The sequence below is a fragment of the Microcystis sp. BLCC-F209 genome (assembly GCF_041928595.1).
Classification (GTDB): Bacteria; Cyanobacteriota; Cyanobacteriia; order Cyanobacteriales; family Microcystaceae; genus Microcystis.
In genome coordinates this window covers 1-21252 of record NZ_JBHFLL010000010.1, presented here as the reverse complement: position 1 = coordinate 21252, position 21252 = coordinate 1, and the positions used below count along the sequence as shown (strand labels likewise).

Annotated in this window: 17 protein-coding genes; 7 read left to right on the top strand and 10 right to left on the bottom strand. The window is 43.4% G+C overall.

Annotated elements, in window-relative coordinates; all coding sequences use genetic code 11:
• Positions 1 to 89: 89 nt before the first annotated feature.
• The gene (gene def, locus ACE1AQ_RS00465; RefSeq protein WP_008202083.1) at positions 90 to 632 is read right to left on the bottom strand and encodes a peptide deformylase; all 543 of its coding nucleotides are present in this window, start codon (positions 630 to 632) and stop codon (positions 90 to 92) included.
• Positions 633 to 752: 120 nt separating this feature from the next.
• On the opposite strand from def, the gene dnaA reads away from it, so the two are divergent.
• Positions 753 to 2087: a chromosomal replication initiator protein DnaA gene (gene dnaA / locus ACE1AQ_RS00460; protein ID WP_110543289.1), complete on the top strand. Its 1335-nt coding sequence runs from the start codon at positions 753 to 755 to the stop codon at positions 2085 to 2087.
• A 251-nt stretch (positions 2088 to 2338) separates the two neighbouring features.
• Here dnaA and ACE1AQ_RS00455 read toward each other — a convergent pair whose 3' ends face one another.
• On the bottom strand, positions 2339 to 3289 hold the full coding sequence (locus ACE1AQ_RS00455; protein WP_008202059.1) for a heme o synthase: 951 nt from the start codon (positions 3287 to 3289) through the stop codon (positions 2339 to 2341).
• Between the two features lie 126 nt (positions 3290 to 3415).
• Positions 3416 to 4327: a heme A synthase gene (locus ACE1AQ_RS00450; protein ID WP_110543286.1), complete on the bottom strand. Its 912-nt coding sequence runs from the start codon at positions 4325 to 4327 to the stop codon at positions 3416 to 3418.
• 314 nt (positions 4328 to 4641) lie between these two features.
• Between ACE1AQ_RS00450 and ACE1AQ_RS00445 the strand changes: the two genes are divergently transcribed.
• The 3 genes from ACE1AQ_RS00445 to ACE1AQ_RS00435 all read left to right on the top strand — a co-directional run bounded on the left by ACE1AQ_RS00445 (position 4642) and on the right by ACE1AQ_RS00435 (position 8087).
• Positions 4642 to 5607, top strand: coding sequence for a cytochrome c oxidase subunit II (locus ACE1AQ_RS00445; RefSeq protein WP_110543284.1), 966 nt, complete (start codon positions 4642 to 4644; stop codon positions 5605 to 5607).
• 29 nt (positions 5608 to 5636) lie between these two features.
• Positions 5637 to 7313, top strand: coding sequence for a cytochrome c oxidase subunit I (gene ctaD / locus ACE1AQ_RS00440; protein WP_008202056.1), 1677 nt, complete (start codon positions 5637 to 5639; stop codon positions 7311 to 7313).
• A 150-nt stretch (positions 7314 to 7463) separates the two neighbouring features.
• Positions 7464 to 8087 carry a heme-copper oxidase subunit III gene (locus ACE1AQ_RS00435; protein WP_002738397.1) on the top strand — a complete coding sequence of 208 codons (624 nt, stop codon included), beginning with the start codon at positions 7464 to 7466 and terminating at the stop codon, positions 8085 to 8087.
• 337 nt (positions 8088 to 8424) lie between these two features.
• Here the strand turns inward: ACE1AQ_RS00435 and ACE1AQ_RS00430 are convergent, their stop codons facing one another.
• Complete coding sequence (locus tag ACE1AQ_RS00430) at positions 8425 to 9615, bottom strand: WG repeat-containing protein (protein WP_008202055.1); 1191 nt, start codon at positions 9613 to 9615, stop codon at positions 8425 to 8427.
• A gap of 235 nt (positions 9616 to 9850) precedes the next feature.
• Here ACE1AQ_RS00430 and ACE1AQ_RS00425 point away from each other — a divergent pair, with 235 nt between their 5' ends.
• A complete protein-coding gene (locus tag ACE1AQ_RS00425; protein ID WP_008202054.1) occupies positions 9851 to 10723 on the top strand; it encodes an FkbM family methyltransferase in 873 nt (290 codons plus the stop codon).
• Positions 10724 to 11083: 360 nt separating this feature from the next.
• Positions 11084 to 12154: a hypothetical protein gene (locus ACE1AQ_RS00420; protein WP_008202052.1), complete on the top strand. Its 1071-nt coding sequence runs from the start codon at positions 11084 to 11086 to the stop codon at positions 12152 to 12154.
• A 364-nt stretch (positions 12155 to 12518) separates the two neighbouring features.
• On the opposite strand, the gene ACE1AQ_RS00415 is transcribed toward ACE1AQ_RS00420, so the two are convergent.
• The 5 genes from ACE1AQ_RS00415 to sufB all read right to left on the bottom strand — a co-directional run bounded on the left by ACE1AQ_RS00415 (position 12519) and on the right by sufB (position 19442).
• Complete coding sequence (locus ACE1AQ_RS00415) at positions 12519 to 14024, bottom strand: RluA family pseudouridine synthase (protein ID WP_008202050.1); 1506 nt, start codon at positions 14022 to 14024, stop codon at positions 12519 to 12521.
• Positions 14025 to 14057: 33 nt separating this feature from the next.
• Positions 14058 to 15320 carry a SufS family cysteine desulfurase gene (locus ACE1AQ_RS00410; RefSeq protein ID WP_008202048.1) on the bottom strand — a complete coding sequence of 421 codons (1263 nt, stop codon included), beginning with the start codon at positions 15318 to 15320 and terminating at the stop codon, positions 14058 to 14060.
• A 55-nt stretch (positions 15321 to 15375) separates the two neighbouring features.
• The gene (gene sufD, locus ACE1AQ_RS00405; protein WP_106908033.1) at positions 15376 to 16701 is read right to left on the bottom strand and encodes a Fe-S cluster assembly protein SufD; all 1326 of its coding nucleotides are present in this window, start codon (positions 16699 to 16701) and stop codon (positions 15376 to 15378) included.
• A gap of 371 nt (positions 16702 to 17072) precedes the next feature.
• Complete coding sequence (sufC, locus tag ACE1AQ_RS00400) at positions 17073 to 17843, bottom strand: Fe-S cluster assembly ATPase SufC (protein ID WP_008202043.1); 771 nt, start codon at positions 17841 to 17843, stop codon at positions 17073 to 17075.
• 156 nt (positions 17844 to 17999) lie between these two features.
• The gene (sufB, locus tag ACE1AQ_RS00395; RefSeq protein ID WP_008202041.1) at positions 18000 to 19442 is read right to left on the bottom strand and encodes a Fe-S cluster assembly protein SufB; all 1443 of its coding nucleotides are present in this window, start codon (positions 19440 to 19442) and stop codon (positions 18000 to 18002) included.
• 223 nt (positions 19443 to 19665) lie between these two features.
• Between sufB and sufR the strand changes: the two genes are divergently transcribed.
• Positions 19666 to 20304, top strand: a complete 639-nt coding sequence (gene sufR, locus ACE1AQ_RS00390) for an iron-sulfur cluster biosynthesis transcriptional regulator SufR (RefSeq protein WP_008202039.1) — start codon at positions 19666 to 19668, stop codon at positions 20302 to 20304.
• Between the two features lie 10 nt (positions 20305 to 20314).
• Here the strand turns inward: sufR and ACE1AQ_RS00385 are convergent, their stop codons facing one another.
• Entirely contained in the window at positions 20315 to 21025 is a 711-nt protein-coding gene (locus tag ACE1AQ_RS00385) for a Uma2 family endonuclease (protein ID WP_008202036.1), read from the bottom strand.
• Positions 21026 to 21252 lie beyond the last annotated feature (227 nt).

The window sequence follows — 21252 nt, the reverse complement described above, 5'->3', positions numbered from 1 at the left end:
AGATTTACCAACAAAAATTTTGTCGCGAGATAAAATATTCCCGTTAGGTTATTTAACTTATTTTGAAGAGATAGGCAGATTTTGCGATTTTATCGCTTATATTCAGCAATATTCCTGATTTTTTGGTATTCTTCCTCCGAGTATAAATCCGCCGGAGAAGCAAGGCGATTGAGAAAGAGGATTCCTTCCAGATGATCGTATTCGTGTTGAAAGATGCGCGCCACAAAATCCCCGAAAACTTGACGGATTTCCTGACCATTGCGATCATAATAGGCCACCTCGATCCACTGATGACGGGGGACAAAACCGCGCCAATTGGGGACACTGAGGCAACCTTCCCAACCCTTGACCATTTCCTCGCTCACCTGCAAAATGCGAGGATTAATCATGGCAGTGGCCGGCATGATCGGAGCGTCGGGATAACGAGGATTGGGACCAGAAGCAACGATAAACAGACGTAGAGACCGAGCAACTTGGGGCGCGGCAATTCCCACCCCGTGGGCAGCTTGTACGGTGGTAATCAGGGAATCGATCAAATTTTGACAGTCAGCATCGAGAAAATTATCGATCTCCGGTGCTTTTTGCTGTAAAATTGGATTTCCTAATTGGGTGATCGTTAAAACTTGTGTCATCTGTCTAAAGATTAATTGTTTCCCTCTGAAAAATATTTTATCGTCAACGGCAAAATCTCGCTAAACTGATAAGGTTTCCCCACAGCAGCACTAGAGCAACTTTGTTAATCAAAATTAATCGTGGATAGCAGCGCCCAACAACTTTGGCATAATCTCCTAGAGCGTCTAAAATTACTATTAACCCGTCCCGCTTTCGAGACTTGGTTTCAAACGGCGACGGTTAAAGAATGGCAAAACAATCGCTTAGTAATTCAGGCTGCCAATCCTTTTATTCTTAACCATCTTCAGAAAAATTATCTGTCAACAATTGCCGAAGTAGTGGAGGATATCGTCGGTTATCCCGTCGAGATTCAACTAACGGCAGAACAGGGCGATTCGATTGCTATTTTCCAGCCTAACAGTAGCTTAGAATCAGAATTACCCCCCAGTAATCAACTTAACCCTAAATATAATTTTTCCCGTTTTGTTGTCGGTCCAACTAATCGCATGGCCCACGCGGCTGCTTTAGCGGTGGCGGAATTACCCGGACGCGAATTTAACCCGCTTTTTCTCTGTGGTGGGGTGGGATTAGGTAAAACCCATTTAATGCAGGCCATCGGTCATTATCGTCTGGAATTATATCCTCAATCTAGGGTTTTTTATGTATCGACGGAACAATTTACGAATGATTTAATCACCGCTATTCGTCAAGATAGTATGGAAAGTTTTCGTAATCATTATCGCCATGCTGACATATTATTAGTAGATGATCTGCAATTTATTGAAGGAAAAGAATACACTCAAGAAGAATTTTTTCATACCTTTAATACCCTGCACGAAGCGGGAAAACAGGTGGTTTTAGCCTCCGATCGCCTGCCCAAACAGATTCCCAGTTTACAGGATCGTTTAATTTCTCGCTTTTCTATGGGATTAGTCGCCGATATCCAAGCACCGGATATCGAAACTCGTATGGCAATTTTACAAAAAAAGGCCGAGTACGAAAATCTGCGTCTCCCACGAGAAGTTATCGAATATATTGCCGTTAATTATACTTCTAATATTCGCGAATTAGAGGGGGCATTAATCCGGGCTACTACTTATATTTCTATCTCCGGATTGCCGATGACGGTGGAAAATATCGCGCCGGTTTTAAATCCACCAATGGCCAAAATTTCCACTTCTCCTGAGATTATTATGGCGGTAGTAGCGGAAAAGTTTCAACTCTCGATCGCCGATCTAAAGGGAAATTCCCGCCGACGAGAAATTAGTTTTGCCCGACAGATTGGAATGTATTTAATGCGTCAACACACGGATTTAAGCTTACCGCGCATTGGCGAAGAATTTGGCGGCAAAGATCACACCACCGTTATTTATAGCTGTGATAAAATTAACCTTTCCCAGCATCAAGACCGACAATTACAAGACATCTTAGCCCAAGTAATCGAGCGAATTAACTCCCTGAGTCGCAATCAATAGTCGGGGGTAATTATGAATTATGAATTATGAATTATGAATTATGAATTGGGGAGATGGGAGAATTATGAATTATGAATTATGAATTATGAATTGGGGAGATGGGAGAATTATGAATTATGAATTATGAATTATGAATTATGAATTATGAATTGGGGAGATGGGGTTTTTCAGTAAACAGTAATCAGTGAACTGAAAACTCACATCTGATAACTGATAACTGATAACTGATAACTGATAACTGATAACTGAGATTAACTACAGGAGAATAAACTGGCAATTGTAGCGAGGAGACGAGAGGTCATGGGTAAACTATCGATCACCATAGCTGTACATAATAACATCATGTAAAGAATGGAATATTTAAACAGCGATCGAGCCATGTCCCGGTCAAAAGGATTCTGTTTTAATCGCCAAGCTTTTTTCAGGAAAACAAACCCTAAAATTAAAGCCGCTACACCATAAACCACACCACAGGCAGCCAAGGGATAAATCAGGAGGAAAGTGAAAGGAACGACGATTAAAGTATAGAGCCAAATCTGCTCGCTAGTGGCTTCTTCCCCTTTAACCACGGGCATCATCGGGATATCCACTTCTGCATAATCATCCTTGATCATTAAAGCTAAAGCCCAAAAATGGGGAGGAGTCCAAAGGAAAATAATGGCGAATAAAATCCAAGGAATCCAACCGAGATCGCCCGTTACTGCCGCCCAACCGACGAGGGGAGGAATCGAGCCAGCCGCACCGCCGATAACAATATTTTGGACACTATGACGCTTGAGCAGATGAGTATAAATCAGCATATAAAATGCGATGCCGGTCATTGCTAAAAATCCGCTCAAAGTATTGACAAAAAAGACAAAAAGTGCTAAGGAAAGGGAGGCTAAAACGAGGGCAAAAATGAGGGCGTGGAGGGGTTGCACGCGACCGGAGGGAATAGGACGGGCGCGGGTGCGAAGCATGGTGTGATCGATGTCGCGATCATAGATGCAGTTTAAGGTTTGAGCGGCGGCGGCGGCGAGAGTGCCACCGAGGAGGGTAAGAAAGAGTAAGAGGGGGGAAACCTGACCTTTAGAGGCGATTTCCATAGAAGCGGCCGTAGTAATCAGCAGTAGAGGAATAATTCGGGGTTTGGTGAGTTGATAATAACTTTTAGCGACTTGTAAAAAATTATCGTGGTGGCGAAGGGCTTGAGTTCCAGTCATCGTGATTAAATCCTTAGAGATGGCTTATAAGTAATGGGACAAAATTAACTTCTTGGTTAGGATGGGCAAAAGGCAAGAGGCACTCATGCAAGAGGTGGTTAGATATGTGCAATTAATTGTGTCTGGTTACTTAGGCGCGAAAGAACGATCGCGAAGGGCGAAAGTGGTAAAAGCGACGAGGGTTGCCACCAATAGCGCACCGATGCTATGGTGGGTAATGGTTAAGGGTTCCACCTGTAGATGCAGTTTCAGGGTGGCAACGCCCAAAAATACCTGTAGGGCGACTAATCCCCCGGCACTAAAAGCTAGTTTTCTGAGGAGAGGATGGATAGCGGCAGTTCGCCAAGCGAAGAAAACTAGGGTTAAAACCGAGATAGTGGCGGGAAAAACCCCGATAATGTGGCTATTCATCACGGTGCAGAGTTGGGAAACCGTTAAACACTGATGGGCAGCCCAACGGGAACCGACGAGACCGCCGAGGAGACATTGCAGATAAACTAGACCGGTGGCGACCATTCCCATCCCGGTTAGTTTTCCGACCGTACCTGTGCCACTGTAGGGAGTCAGACCGATAGCAATGACGATTAGGGTGGCAAAAAAGAGCAAAGCTGTGGCTAAATGGGCCGTTACGATGTCAAATCGCAGTAATTGGGTGACGGTTAATCCTCCCAGGACTCCTTGCAGGAGAATTAAAGCCAAGGCAGCGATCGCCGAGGGCAACAGCCAAGGGGGAAGATGGCGACGATACCACCAAGACAGACCGACGAGAGCGAGCGTACTAAACCCGATCAAAGAGGCATCGAGACGATGAAACCACTCCAGAAATACCTGTAGATTCATCTGCTGACTGGGAATCCATTGACCGTAACAGAGAGGCCAATCGGGACAAGCTAAACCGGCGTTCATAACTCTGGTGGCAGCGCCCACCACCATGAGGGCGAAAGTAGCGATCGCAATTTTCCAGACTAAGCGGCGCATCCACACCTGAATATTGCCGGTTTCTCTTAGGGGTGTCGGGTTAAAAACAGATTCGGTCATCGGTTTGCCTGTTCTCCAGGAGTCTGTCATCAAAGATCATGGCTTTGTTTGCCAGTTAGTTATCACTGTGAATGAGTTTTTTTACGACCGGTAAAACCTTTTAGATATTCTTTAGATTTCTGGCCATTTCCGTTACATTTGTTTACATAAACTCAGAATAAGATATAAAAATTAGTTATTTAAAATACTTTCCCCGAAAACGATCCCAAAGAAAAGATGAAATTCTCAGAAGATGCCGGTTAAATTTCCCATCTATAGGGGAATCATGTTTTAGCCTTGAATAAGTAGCCACTATTGAAAATATTGAAAAGACCGTGAAAATTCCCAGCAGTATCCTGACGCTCGTACTCGGGATCACCCTAACCTTAATTAGTCTCTGGTATGGCCAAAATCATGGCTTAATGCCTGTGGCCGCTTCCGAAGATGCTCAGGAGATAGATAATATCTTTAATCTGATGATGACCATCGCCACGGGACTATTTTTAATAGTTGAAGGCGTGATTATCTATATAGTGATTCGCTTTCGCCGTAAACCGGGGGATCAAACCGACGGACCGGCAGTGGAGGGCAATGTCCCCCTAGAAATCTTCTGGACAGCCATCCCGACGGTAATCGTTTTTATCCTTGCCGTCTATAGCTTCGAGATTTATAACAATATCGGCGGTCTCGATCCCTTGATTTCCAAGGGGGGCAAAGGAGAAATCGCCCACCACGGTCATCACCACGGCACGATGATGGCCATGGGCGGCGATCGCAGAGTAGCCCTAGGTATCGGCAATTCCTACGATGGTGAAGGAGTTCCCCCCCTAGTGGTCAATGTTAAAGGTATTCAATACGCTTGGATCTTCACCTATCCCGAAACTGGCATTGTTTCCGGGGAACTGCACGCTCCCGTCAATCGCCCCGTGCAACTGAATATGGAAGCGGGGGATGTGATCCATGCTTTCTGGGTTCCCCAATTGCGTCTAAAACAGGACGTTATCCCCGGACAGGAAACGGTTTTATCGTTCACATCCAACCAAATTGGTCAATATCCGATCATTTGTGCGGAACTTTGCGGGGCCTATCACGGCGGTATGAAATCTAGCTTTGTGGTTCACTCCCAAGGGGATTACGACCAATGGGTGCAGGATAACACGATCGCCGAAGTTGACAGCGATCGAACTGTAGCCATGACCACTAAAGATCGCTCTGATAGTCAATATTTGACCCCCTACACCGAAGAAATGGGCATAAATGGTGAAATCCTCGCCCAAGTTGCCCATCAGCAGCAAATGTAATTTTTCTTGTCATCTAAAATCTTGGCCTTATGACAGCATCAACGGAAATAACCACCCCAGCAACCGTTCCCGAGGTGATCCATCACCGCAAGTGGACCGATTACTTTACTTTCTGCACCGATCATAAAGTCATCGGGATTCAATATCTGGTGACTGCCTTTCTTTTCTTCTTTATTGGCGGTGCTTTCGCGGAAGTGCTGCGGACGGAATTAGCCACTCCTGACCCCGATTTTGTCTCCCCGGAACTATATAACCAATTCATGACCATGCACGGAACGATCATGATCTTTCTTTGGATCGTTCCGGTTGGGGCAGGTTTTGCCAATTATCTCATTCCCCTGATGATTGGGGCGGAAGATATGGCTTTTCCTCGTCTTAACGCTGTGGCTTTCTGGCTTAACCCCCCCGGCGGGCTGCTATTATTATCCAGTTTCTTTGTCGGCGCACCCCAGTCCGGTTGGACTTCCTACCCACCTTTGAGCTTAATTAGCGGCAAATGGGGGGAGGAATTGTGGATTTTGAGCCTTTTATTGATCGGGACTTCTTCGATTTTAGGCTCGATTAATTTCATCACCACGATCCTGAAAATGCGGATTCCTGAGATGGATTTGTACAGTATGCCGCTATTTTGTTGGGCAATGCTGGCCACCTCGACTCTGGTACTGCTTTCCACCCCCGTTCTCGCTTCTGCTCTTGTTCTCTTGTCCTTTGATTTAATCGCCGGCACGAGCTTTTTTAATCCCGCTGGCGGCGGCGATCCGGTGGTTTATCAGCATATGTTCTGGTTTTACTCCCATCCTGCCGTTTATATCATGATCTTGCCCTTTTTCGGCACGATATCGGAGATATTACCGGTTCATGCGCGTAAACCGATTTTTGGTTATCGAGCGATCGCCTATTCCAGTCTCACCATCTGTTTCTTGGGTTTAATCGTTTGGGCCCACCATATGTTCACCAGCGGCACCCCCGGCTGGTTACGGATGTTTTTCATGGCGGCAACCATGTTAATCGCCGTTCCCACGGGCATTAAAATCTTTAGTTGGTGTGCCACCCTTTGGGGGGGTAAACTTAGTCTCAATACGTCTTTATTATTTGGGATCGGTTTCCTGTCTTCTTTCCTCATCGGTGGTTTGACCGGGATTATGTTGGCTTCCGTTCCCTTCGATATCCACGTCCACGATACCTATTTTGTCGTCGGTCACTTCCACTATGTACTATTTGGTGGTACGGCAATGGCCCTATTTGCTGCCGTTTACCATTGGTTCCCGAAAATGACCGGACGGATGTATAACGAAACTCTCGGTCGTATCCACTTTGTTCTCACTTTTATCGGTTTGAATTTAACTTTCATGCCGATGCACGAATTGGGATTATTGGGTATGAACCGTCGTATTGCTCTGTATGATGTGCAGTTTCAGGGTTTAAATGTTCTTAGTACCGCAGGGGCTTATATTCTCGGTATATCGAGTATTCCCTTCGCTATTAATATGGTCTGGAGTGCCTTTAAAGGTCAACCCGCCGGCCGTAATCCTTGGCGCGCTTTAACCCTAGAATGGCAAACCTCCTCTCCCCCAATTATCGAGAATTTCGAGGAAATGCCGATTCTTTGGTCCGGCCCCTACGATTACGGTATTGATATGGAGGAATCGGAAGAAGAGGAATCAGTACAAGATCTGCTGGCCGAAGTGGGCGCAGAATCGCAATAATCAGTTATCAGTTATCAGTTATCAGTTATCAGTTATCAGTTCACTGATTGCTGTTTACCGAAAAAAAGCTTCCCACTTCCCACTTCCCACTTCCCACTGATCACTGAAAAAAAGCTTCCCGTCTCCCGTGTAAACTAAGGATATTCAATTATGCAAGGTTCAACGCTCGAAGATTCTCAACTCTCTGTCAATTATCATCAGGAAACGGTGGAACACGGACATCATGGCCACCCAGATCATCGCTTATTCGGTGTGGTTTTGTTTCTAGTGGCGGAAAGTTCCATCTTTTTAGGCTTATTTGCCGCTTTCTTGTTCTACCGTACCATGTTACCCGTTTGGCCCCCCGCCGGCACGCCAGAATTAGAGTTAACCCTACCGACAATTAACACGATTATTCTGGTGTCCAGTAGTTTTGTTATGCACATAGGACAAAAGGCGATTAAACAAAACAATAATGCCGGTTTACAATTGTGGTTCGGCATTACTGCTCTGATGGGAATTATCTTCCTTTGTGGTCAAGGATACGAATATTATCACGCTGAATTCGGTCTGACAACTAATGTTTTCACCAGCGCTTTTTATGCCTTAACCGGATTCCACGGTCTCCACGTTACTTTTGGTTTAGTGCTGATTCTATCTGTTCTCTGGCGTTCTCGTCAAAAAGACCACTATTCTAGTCAATCTCACTTTGGTGTGGAAGCAGCAGAATTATACTGGCATTTCGTCGATGTGGTCTGGATTATCCTGTTTTTACTGGTGTATATCTTGAGATAATTTTGGTTATTTAGTAGGAGAAAAGGGCGATCGCTTGATCGCCCTTTTTTGTATATGAGGATCGCCTAAGTCTTTTTCCAGTGCTTCAGCAGTCCAGTATTGCTTAAGCTTTTTCATAGTGCCTCTAGGACAGATACAATGTGTTTTTCGTCAATGCCTTCGGTTAGAAGACCCGACCATGCACAAAAATTAATGACCATTCTAGACGTTTGGTTGTAGAATGGCAACAATTCTTAATTTCCCCTTTACCTTAAATGTGCTAGAAGCTGCTCGGTTGGGGTGCTAGACTACCCTCTGCGGTAATTATGCCCAAATTGAGGTGATTAAACCGCCCTAGTTAAGGGGGTGGAGGACACTTTTTATCAATACAGTATTTTACTACTTTGTCAATTTTGAGAATTCTTGCCCCAAGAGCAATATAACCGTACTTCCCTTCAATTTTTACTGGTGCTAGACCTTCAGCAAAACTGCCCGCATCATCAAATTGGGGGGAAATAACAAATTTGCCGTTTCTGTCGAGATAACCCCAATTAGTAGCAGGATACCAGCCGCCGGCATCTCTACCTCCACCACTGGTGGCTACAGCAGCTAACCCTTCAGAAAAACTCTGCGTCCCTGTCAAATCTACATCATCTTCGGGATCATCTTCGGGCGATTTAATAACTACATTCCCAGTTTTATCGATATAGCTATAATCGCAATAGTTGGCAGCCGAGCAAGCTCCCTCATTCAGTTCTACAGAGGCTAATCCTGATGAGAAATTTCCCGAAACAAAAGTATCAAAATCAGGACGATTAATGACAAATTTGCCTTCTTGATTAATATATCCATTACCAGATTGAGATTGTGCGGCGGCTAAGTCTTCAGAAAAGTTATAAGCAATAGAGAATTTAAAAGGAAGCACTAGCTCTCCTTTTTGGTTAATATAACCGTACTTTTGTTGGTAAGAATAATCTGGTTCTTCTGTCTCTTTTCCTACCACAGCTAACCCTTGAGCAAATTCTGAGGCTGAATCAAACTGAGGGGAAATCATTATCTTCCCTTGCTTGTTAATATAGCCCCATTTATTATCAATTTTCACTGGTGCTAATCCCGATGAAAAGTTACCAGCGTCCTCAAATTGTGGCTCAATTACAGTTTTTCCTGTTTGATTTATGTAACCATATCGCTCTACACTTCCATTCCCATCAGAATCTATGCCAATCCAAGCCAAACCTGATGAAAAATCCCCCGCTTGTTTGAATTGGAGGGGAATTACTATTTTACCTTTTAAGTCAATATAACCATAGTTATCGATCTCTTTGAAACCATAATATGTATCTATATCTAAGGGTTTTCCTGTTCCGACCTTAGCTAATCCTTCCGAAAAAGAGCCAGCATCATCAAACTGTGGAGCAATGACAATTTTCCAATTTATTGGCTGCTGTGTTGCCAAGTTCGTTGTCGCAAGTGAGAACACAGAATAAACAATAGTTAACAATAAGGCTGTCAACAACAATCGGAAGAAAAGCCTAACATTCTTTAACATGACATTTAACGATTCATAACTATAGTCATTTTAATTAAAATCGAGAATATCAATGCCATAGTTCATAAGTACCTAGGCATCGATAGTGATTAGACCCCACAGTGCGGTATTGGGTTTTATTGAGGGGGTGTCGGACCGATGGGGTAGGATAGTAGGACAGAGGAGGAGGCTCGACCGCAGAGAGCGGTATAATTAATATTTAGATGCCTCCATGGCTAACTTGAAGTGAGAGTATATGTTTAAAGAAACTACTTATTTGCATAAGTTCAGTTATTTTCTTGGATTGGTTCGAGAGATTGGCGGCTGGGATTTCCTATCCCGCTATGTAGTACGAGCATTTTATAAAATAACCAAGCTCAACCAGAAAATGGTTCTATTTAATAATGTAGAAATGACTCTGCCCTATAATAGTCGATTCGGAACGGAAATTTTCCTCGAGGGAAGCAAGTTAGATTGGGGATATGAAATTATCCTTCATCGGTTCTTAGATATTAATAAAGACTTTATTGATGTTGGGGCTAATATTGGTTATTACAGTTTACTGGCTGCTCCTTCATCTAATCAGGTTTATGCCTTTGAACCCGATCCGAGAATGGTTGAACACTTAAAGAGAAATCTTTCCCAGTTTCCCAATTGTCATGTTCTAGAAGAAGCACTTTTTCCCGAGCCTGGCACTATGGATCTTAATTTGAACTCAATACCTGAACTAAATTCGCTGGTTAGGCATAGTACCCAAGAGAACAAGGTGACAGTCAAGGTAAATACTTTAGATCAATTGATGTCTGATTATCCGTCACTGAGTGTTTCCTGTATCAAAACAGATGCTGAAGGGGCAGACTTCGATATACTAATTGGTGGCAAAAATCTTCTAATTCGAGATCAACCTTTGGTCTTGTCGGAAATTTATCCGACAAACAAGCTCCTTGAATTCCTTAAATCTATTGAATTTACCTGTTTTGCTTTCGTCAAATCTAAGGATGAGAATGGAGATAATTTCCAACCAAAATTCATCAAGATTGAAACAAAACCGATCAACTCTCGCATTAAAATGATTTTCTTAGTTCCTCCTAGGCTCTTGTCAAGGTTTGAAGAGCTAAAAGATGTCTAACACTGCTTATTCCTAGGAGTGCGATTGCCATAGCTGTAGAGTGCCTTCCCTGATGTGGCTCCTACTGCCGCACCGATAGTTTTTTGGGAATGCACCATGCTCATTCATTCGAGCAATTGAGCGAAAAAATCGGGTCGAAAACCTCACCTTAAGGCGAAAAGTTTTTGAAGCAGGGCATAAATCCCCGTTACAAAAACTGACCCCTGCCCCCTGCCTTCGTTAACCGTTCTGTTGAAGTTATCAAGGAGTCAAAAATATGAAGATTTGCCAACCATTGAATCAAAGGAGGTAAAGGGCATAATTGAACCTAAAACCCCATACATCGCTCCAGTTTTAGCCAGGAAAAAGAGGTGAATAACAATGAAAAAATCAATTGTTAAATCGATACTTGCTGTATTATTAGCTACTGTTTTTCTGACTTTTCCCTATGGATTAGTTAACAGTGCCTTAGCCCAAACTCTCCCCCCAACTGTTACTATAACACCTTCCCCTCAAACTACCTCCCCAACTGTTACGACAACACCTTCCCCTCAAATTCAATGTGGGACTGGTGCAAAGTTCTCTCTCTTCCCGTTCCTCATAGCATTAGGGGGTGTTTTGGGTTTCTATACAATTACTGTTTTGTCGGTAAGCTTGGACAACAACTATAATTTTAGCAAATTATGGGTTAAGCCTGTAGCTTTGACAGCAGGACAGTTTGGTCAAGCTAGTCTTTCCAATTTTCAAATTTTTGGTTTCACCTTAGTGGTGCTATTTCGACTTCTATACACCCTGGCCAGTTGTGGAGCGCTGAGTGGGCTATCAGATGACATTCTTTTACTACTAGGTATCAGTGCCGTTGGCACAACTGGTTCCAAGGTTATCGCATTGGGAAATAAACGACTGACATTCTCTAATTGGGCCTGGTTGCGAAATCATCAATGGCTGACCATTGGTGAAAAAGGTTACGAGGGGGGAAAACCAAAATTAGACGATGCAAAATGGAGCGACTTAATCAAAAGTGGTGGATCATTGGATGTTTACAGCTTTCAACTATCAGGTTTTAGCTTGTTGGTGGCTGCTAGCTTATTGGTCGGTATTGGTTCAGATCTGGCGAATTTTACTTTACCATCAAACTTTCTTTCTATTCTTGGACTGAGCAACGCTGTCTATCTAGGAGGAAAAGTTACAGAGCCAAATTCTTACGAAGAACTCAACCAAAAAATCGATGAATTACGGACGGAAGAAACCGACTTAATTTCTCAACACCCTAATATTCAACCCGAAAGTTATGGAAAGTATATTGCCAAAGCGCGTATTGTTGCAGCGATGCTCAGGTCATTTTACGGTCAGCAAGGAACTTTTAGTGGTAATCCTACCATTGACCTTAGTAACCTGATGCCATATATTCCTCAAGAAGATCAGAAGTTTCAGTCAGCGATCCCTAAATGACCAAATTGCGCTCCCTAGGGAGCTTGCCCTATTTATTGTCTGGCTGACCTTGTACCCATGTCAGTAAGTGGCTGGTTATAATTAGGGGCTGCTGAATAATGGTAAAACCCTTTTAAAATAAGGCTTTTGACCTGTTAAAGTCCGATGTTAGTGCTGCGAAAATAGGATTGGGACTTTCAAAAACCTTGCATTATCCTTCTTGTGGTACATCGCTTGGTACAAAAAACAAGGGCAACAAAGCCTGAAACGACCGGCCACTGACTCCTGACTCCTGACTCCTACCCCCACCAACAAACTTTTTGCCGCAAACCCTACTTAAATCGGGTTATTATAGCTAGTTTTTGGCTGTTAGCAATTATAGCTCTCAAAAGGGGGTGGGAATGATTAGATCAATTTTAGTTTCGGTCTGAGGATGACGAAAAGATAATTGTTTAGCGTGTAGGTATAAACGGTCAGACTGCTTACCATTATACAAAAGATCGCCTAAAATTCCTATCCCTAATCCCGCTTGACTATGAACGCGAATTTGATGGGTTCTTCCCGTATAGGGAATAAATTCGAGGCGAGAATAATTGCCTTCTTTACCGACAACTTTAAAATAGGTTTGACTAGCTTTCCCCCTTTGCCAATCCACAGTTTGATAGGGTCGATTTTGCGGATTTCCCCAGAGAGGTAGGTCAATTATACCCGATTCTCGCTCAATAATTTCTGATAGTATAGCTTCGTAGATTTTCTCCACTTCTCGCCGTTGAAATTGTTGGGATAAACAACGATAAATATCTAAACTTTTAGCCAGTAATAATATACCAGAAGTTTCTCGATCTAAACGATGAACGGGAATGAGATTTTTTCCCTGACGACGAAAACGATTGACCACGGCATCTTGACTATCTTGATAACGTCCTGCTACCGATAATAATCCCGCAGGTTTATTAATAGCAATTATTCCCTCGTCTTCGTAGATAATTTCTAGGGATGAACGTAAACCAGAGAGTAAAAAACCCATGAGAGGTTGACATCTTTCTTGACAAGCGCCATAAAATTCTCCCTGTTTTCTATCTCGATTCGATTCTCCCCACCAAAATTCGGCCATAGCGATGGGTTTTAATCCTTTCATAGCGGCATAATTTAATAATTTTGGGGCGCAACATTCTCCTGTTCCTGTTGGTAACAAATTACTGCCCATCAATTTAGCCAAGGAGAGAGATTGTCCAGAAAAGTTATTTAAACAGTAGGATTGATACAGCAATTCCTGTAACTGTTTGGAGAGGTTCCTCCGCTGTTGCTTAAGTTCAATAATTCTCTGATTGGCGAAGTTTATTTTCTCAATTAAGGGTTTTAAAACTTGTTTTTGTTCCTGTTTTAATTGCTTTCTTGCTCTTTTTTCCTGACGACTGATATTATTTAAATTTTCTAATTCTTCTGGGTTTAAATCTCCTAAATTTCTTAACCTATATCGTTCCTGTTTATGGTTTTGATGTTGTTGCTGTAAAGCTTGTATTTTGCACTCAAAATTTGCTTGATTGAGTCGATATAAATTAAGTTCGGGAATTGATTGTAGGTCAATAATTTCCTGTTTAATTGTTTCTAAAAGTTGCAAAACTCGCTTTTCTTCCAGCACAATTTTTTCTCTACCCACCAGAGACGGAACCCAGCCATCGGCTTCTCCCTGTCCAGAAAAAGCTTTTAAAACTTCTATTTCGCCAGCGGCATTTTCTCCTAACAAAATTCCATACATTTTACCTTGAGGATTGGTGATAGTTGTCATCAAATCTTGGGCGATTTTTTCAGCCAAAAGAGTGCGGGGCAAGCGCAATAACTCGCCCGTTTCGGGACAAATTCCTTGATAATAATAGGTAACTTCCTTCACTCTTTAAGAACGGGAAAAGGGCTAGAGATACCCCTAAGAAAAACAATTGGCAAAGAAATCGATAGTTTCCTGTAAAGCGACAATAAAGCTATCAATTTCTTCGCGGGTATTATAAAAATATAGACTTGCCCGAGCGCTGCCGGAAGCATCAAAAAGGCGGTGTAGAGGTTGGGTACAGTGATGACCGGAACGAATAGCAATTCCTTCGTGGTCTAATAAAGTGGCTAAATCACTAGCATGAATCCCTTCCACATTAAAGGCGGCTAAACTAGCCCGACCTTGGCCCGTTAAACTAGGTGATGGCCCGTAAATTCTTAAACCCTCAATTTCTCCTAATTTTTTGAACAAATGGGCGGTTAACTCTTCTTCGTAGGCATGAATATTATCCATCCCTAAACCCATTAAATATTCTACCGCAGCACCGAGAGCAATCGCTTCGCCAATAGCGGGGGTTCCCGCTTCAAATTTGTGGGGCAGTTCGGCACAGGTAAAATGGTCTAAATAGACTTCTGCAATCATTTCGCCACCACCAAAAAAGGGCGGCATTGCCTCTAAAATGGCCTCTTTGCCGTACAAAAATCCAATACCGGTGGGGGCGCACATTTTATGACCACTAGCCACCAACCAATCACAATCCATGGACTGCACATCAATGGCTAAATGGGGGACACTTTGACAGGCATCAATTAATACTTTCGCCCCGACTTGATGGGCAAGGCTGACTATTTCGGCAACGGGATTAATACAGCCTAATGTATTAGAAACATGGAGGACAGCCACTAATTTAGTTTTGTCCGACAATAAGGATTTATATTGTTCTAAATCAAAGCTTTCTTCGCTAGTTAACTGCACATATTTAATCACTGCCCCCGTCTTTTGGCAGACAATTTGCCAGGGGATTAAATTACTGTGGTGTTCCATCACCGAGAGAATAATTTCATCCCCTGCTTTCAGGGTATTTAACGCCCAACTGTAGGCGACTAAATTAATCGCTTCCGTGGCGTTGCGAGTATAGACAATTTCCTGACGAGAAGCGGCATTAATAAACCTAGCCACCTTATCTCTGGCCCCTTCGTAGGCTTCCGTTGCCCGGACACTTAAAGTATGCGCCCCCCGATGCACATTGGCGTTATCTTTTTCGTAATAGTTTCGCAGGGTTTCTAATACTTGAATGGGTTTTTGAGAAGTGGCGGCACTATCGAGATAGATAAGGGGTTTATCGTGTACGTTTTGATGGAGGATAGGGAAATCGGCGCGGACTTTTTGGGCGAGGGTTTTTTCTTGGATAATTGTCATTTTAGTCAGGAGTCAGAGGGGTACTTTGGGCAGGTTGACACCCACCCCGGCAGAGTTATTCCACACTGCGACAGGCGACACATTGCCCCAATCTTTGGCGGAGGGATTCTAGAGGAATTTTAGCTAAAATCTCGGCCGAGAAAGCATCAATTAACAAACTGCGGGCAGTGTCGGCACTTAAGCCCCGGCTTTGCAGATAGAATAAATCATCTGCTTCCAGTTGGCTAACGGTTGCCCCGTGGGAACATTTGACGTTATCGGCGGTAATTTGTAATTCCGGTTTGGTGTTGACTCGTGCCTTGTTAGAAATTAACAAATTCCGATTTAACTGGGAGGCGTTGGTTAATTGGGCAGGTTTGGGAACAAACACTTTACCATTAAAGATGGCGTGAGCGCTACCATCAACGATACATTTATGCAGTTGGTTGGCGATGCCGTGGGGATGGTTGAGATAGATGGCGCTGTGGGTATCGGCGGTTTGTTGTCCGGTAATCATGGCTAATCCGTGCAGATTTGTCTCAGTTTGTTCTCCTTTTTGCAGGATATCGAGGTTATGACGGCAGAGTTTAGCTCCTAGATTTATCTCGTTGAGAGTGTAACGGCTATCGCGCCCTTGTTCAATTATCGTGCGTCCGATGTGAAAACCATCTCCCGATTCCCGTTGTACTCTGGTATGGATGACCTCGGCGTTGGCTTCGAGGTAAATTTCCGTGACAGCGTTGGTAAAATAAGAGTAATTTACAGGTAAATCGGAGCAATGTTCGGCTAAAGCCCCGTAATTCTCGATAATATTGACACTAGCTCCTGTTTCCGCCACGATTAGGCTATGGGGCTGATAAAAGCGGGGAATTTCCTCCACAACGGTGATAAATAGGAGATGTATCGGGGTTGTGACGACGGTGTTAGCGGTGACGTGAATTACTGCCCCATCGCTTAGTCCAGCTTGGTTGAGTGCGGTAAAAAATTCGGGGGTTTTTTCTTTCCCTAGATAGTTGACAAGAACATCTTTTTGTGCATTGGCGAGATTGCTGACGCTGACACCGGGGGGTAAAGCGGAGATATCGGACAATTCAGGCTGATAAATGCCGTTAACGAAGACTAAACGGCTGTTTTTGGCTTCGGGCAGTAAAAAAACAGCTAGGGCATTTTTATCGATTGTAACGGGTTGGGGGACGCGAAAATCGATCGCCCAGAGTTGACTTAAATCGGTGAATTGCCATTCTTCGTCTTTTCTGCCAGGAATGGCTAATTCTTGAGCTTTACTGGCTCCCGATTCTCTTAATTCGAGAATTTTACCGTTATCGATAGTGGGAACCGTTTCTCGCGACAATTTTAACAATAATTCTCCTGATTGTTCAGGTTTCGTGATTATGGCTGTCATTGGTAGGTGGGGGTGGGGGTTGGGGTGTGGGAATTATGAATTATGAATTATGAATTATGAATTGGGGAGAGGGTAGAGAGGAGAGGGGGAGAATAAGTAAAAATAATCTCCTGACTTGAAAGAGGGTGTAGGGTGTGGGGTGTGGGGTGTGGGGTGTGGGGTAGTGGGGTAGTGGGGTAGTGGGGTAGTGGAGCATTTGGCTGAAATTTCCCTAAACCCCTAAATCCCCCCGTAACGCGCACGCAGTGACCACCCTATCTCCCGACTCCTGAATACTGAATACTGAATACTGAATACTGAATACTGAATACTGATAACTGATAACTGAATACTGATAACTGGTAACTGGTAACTGATAACTGATAGCTAGATTATTTAACGGCTAATACTTGTTCATCGAGGAAATCGTAGCCAGTTCTTTCTAATTCGAGGGCTAATTCTTTACCGCCACTGGTGACAATGCGCCCATCGTACATAACATGAATAACATCGGGTTCAATGTAGTTGAGCAGACGCTGATAGTGAGTGATAAGTAAAAAAGCGTTATCGGGAGTAGCTAAGTGATTGACTCCCTGGGCAACAATTCGCAAAGCATCGATGTCTAAACCGGAGTCAATTTCATCGAGAATTCCTAAAGTAGGTTCTAATAAAGCCATTTGTAGGATTTCATTACGTTTTTTCTCACCACCGGAGAAACCTTCGTTTAAACTTCTGCCAAGAAAGCTAGGATTCATCTGGACAACTTCTAGTTTTTTCTCGACTAATTCCTCAAAGTCAAAACTATCTAATTCTTCCGAGCCTAGATGTTTTTGTCTGGCATTATAGGCAACGCGAAGAAAATCTAGGTTACTAACGCCGGGGATTTCTAAGGGATATTGGAAAGCGAGAAAGATACCCATAAGCGCTCGTTCATCGGGTTCTTTGTCTAAAAGATTTTCACCTTTATAAATTATTTCTCCCCCAGTTACTTCATAATCGGGATGTCCAGCGATTACTTTGGAAAAGGTACTTTTTCCTGAGCCATTGCGCCCCATAATTGCGTGGGTTTCCCCTGCTTTAATTTCTAGGTTAACTCCTTTGAGAATCTGGTTTCCGTCAATACTAGCGGTCAGATTTTTTACCGATAAAATTACTTCACTCATGAGATGTTTTTCTAGAACAAAAATATTAGTTTTGGTGGTTGACGGCGAATCATCAATTGATGGATAAATTGTCTTAGCTTTTGGTGGGTTACGGCTATCGCCTAACTTAGCTTTTGGTGGGTTACGGCTATCGCCTAACCCACCCTACTTTATTGATTATCCGACGGTTCCTTCTAGCTTGAGACTGAGGAGTTTATCAGCTTCGGCGGCGAATTCCATCGGTAATTTACTGAGGACATCTTTACAGAAACCACTGACTAACATAGAGACAGCATCTTCCTCGGAAATGCCCCGTTGTGCGAAGTAGAATAATTGGTCTTCACCGATTTTAGAAGTAGAAGCTTCGTGTTCTACTTTAGCACTGTTGTTATCCACCTGAATATAGGGAAAAGTGTTAGCTTCGGCATTATCTCCAATCAGCATAGAATCACACTGGGAGTAATTTCTTGCTCCCTTGGCTTTCGGTCCCATTTTCACTAACCCGCGATAACTATTTTGGGAATTACCCGCCGAAATTCCCTTAGAAATAATGGTACTCTTGGTGTTGCGGCCAATGTGAATCATTTTCGTCCCTGTATCGGCCTGTTGTTTGTTATTAGTTAGGGCAATTGAGTAGAATTCCCCGACGGAATTATCGCCGACTAAGACACAACTGGGATACTTCCAAGTAATCGCTGAACCAGTTTCCACCTGCGTCCAAGAAATTTTAGAATTAACTCCTTTACAAAGACCCCGTTTAGTGACGAAATTGTAAATACCTCCCTTACCATTGGCATCGCCAGCGTACCAATTTTGCACCGTCGAATATTTAATATCCGCATTATCGAGGGCGACTAATTCCACGACGGCGGCATGAAGTTGATTACTATCGTACATCGGAGCGGTGCAACCCTCTAAATAACTTACCGATGCCCCTTCTTCAGCGACAATTAAAGTTCTTTCAAATTGTCCGGTCTCACCGTTATTAATCCGAAAATAGGTGGACAATTCCATCGGACAGACGACACCTTTGGGTATAAAAACAAAGGAACCATCGCTAAAAACGGCCGAATTAAGAGCGGCAAAATAATTATCACCCACGGGGACTACACTGCCGAGATATTTTTGTACTAATTCGGGATGTTCCTGTAAAGCTTCCGAAATAGAACAGAAAATAACCCCTTGTTCTGCTAGTTTTTCTTTAAAAGTTGTGGCGATAGAAACGCTGTCAAAGATAGCATCGACGGCCACGTTAGAAAGGCGTTTTTGTTCCGAAAGGGGAATGCCTAATTTTTCAAAGGTTTCGATTAAAGTGGGGTCAACTTCTTCAAGACTGTTGAGTTTTTCTTTTTTCTGTTTGGGTGCAGAGTAGTAGATAATATTTTGATAATCAATGGCAGGATAGGAAACGTGCGGCCAACTGGGTTCGGTCATCTTTTGCCATTGATGGTAGGCCCGGAGACGAAAATCGAGCATGAATTCCGGTTCCTTTTTTTTCGCCGAAATTAGGCGAATAATCTCCTCATTCAAACCGCGAGGGATGGTTTCCGATTCGATATCGGTGATGAAACCGTACTTGTAGGGTTGGTTAACGAGGTTTTTAACGGTGGTTGCACTCATGGGGGTTAGTGTTCTCTCTACGCGGTAGGCAGGGGAGGCAGTTAAACAACTTTCTTGTTGTTTAAATTGATTATATAATAGATTAACAACAAAGCTGTTGTCAAAGTCACGGAAAATTTGAGAGGATGCTGGTAAACCTCTGTTATTCAGGTTACTCTGGAAGGGTAATTGGCCGCTCCTTGACCCTCAGCAATTGTACGCTAAAGCCTCTGTTTTTGGTATCATGACCACGACTCAACCCGCCTCGACGAAAGACGATATTCTACAATATTTGCTCAAAAACGGTCAATCTACCGCCCAAGACTTGGCTGAAGAGTTAAGTATTAGTCCGCAAGCGACGCGCCGCCATCTTAAGGATTTGGAGGGGGAAGGACTGATCGAATATTTTGCGGTACAAAATAAGATAGGACGGCCTCAGCACATTTATCGTCTCAGTCGTCAAGGTCGTAGCCGTTTTCCCCATAATTACGATAATTTCGCCGTTTCTTTCCTCAATACTCTCGTGGAGACGGTGGGAGAGCAACAGGTGGGGGAAATTCTCAAAAAACAGTGGCAACGCAAAGCGGCAGAATATCAATTACGCCTCGGTAAGGGGTCTTTAGGGGAAAGAATGAGAAAATTGCTAGAAATTCGCCAAGAGGAGGGTTATATGGCAGAATTAGTGGCACTGGAAGCAGAAAATAGTTATGTCCTGGCCGAGCATCATTGCGCTATTGCTGAGGTGGCTGGTTCCTATCCCAGTATCTGTGGCCATGAATTAGAAATGTTTGCCATGCTGCTGCCCGATTGTACGATCGAACGGACTCACTGGATCAATCAAGGTGAGCAACGATGTGGTTATCTAATTAAGTGCAAGGGTTGAAAGGGGGAGATTAGAGATTTTCATCGGGATTTATGCCCAATTCCCGCAGTTTAGCCGCTAATTTTGCGGATTTCTGCCTTTCGTGTTCAACTTGGGTTTCTGCCTGTTGTGCCGCTTCTGCGGGAGTGGGTACTAATTCGCCTTCGGGGGTAAAATAGCGCAATTTATTGGCGAATAAACCCAAATATAAGCCTAATTGTTGACTCCAGAGCCGTCCCTGAGCATTGGGGGTAATCGGTTGATATTGACCGCTAATTAGAGTAAATCCTTCAAATTCTAAGCTTTCTGGGTCAAACCAAAAATAATCGGGAGTGCGAAATATATCTTGATAAATTTGTTTTTTCTCCTCTCGGTCAACTTTGGCGGTACTATCGGAGAGAATTTCGATAATTAAATTGGGATATTTGCCCTCTTCTTGCCAAACTACCCAACTTCTGCGGTTAGGATTGGGATTTGTCCCCAAAACCACGAAAAAATCAGGACCACGGCAGAATTCTGACTTTTTCTGGTTGGGACTGTAATAAATGGTTAAATTGCCGGCGGTAAAATAATCTTCTCGCTCGCGCCACCACCATTCTAAACACTGAATTAATAAAATAATTTGTTGTAGATTTAGGTTACTTTCCCAGGGTGGTTCATCACTCCAAAATTCGCCTTCTGGGAAGATTATCTCAGGGTTGACATGGGACTCGACTAGGGGTAAGCTTTCAGCGATAGTCATGGTTTGTCCAACAGAGATAGGTTGATAATTAGGGTCTGCTGAAAAAGTTTTTCCTGGGGGTAGGAGTCAGGAGTTAGGAGTCAGGAGTCAGTAGCCGGTCGTTTCAGGCTTTGTTGCCCTTGTTTTTTGTACCAAGCGATGTACCACAAGAAGGATAATGCAAGGTTTTTGAAAGTCCCAATCCTATTTTCGCAGCATGAACATCGGACTTTAACAGGTCAAAAGCC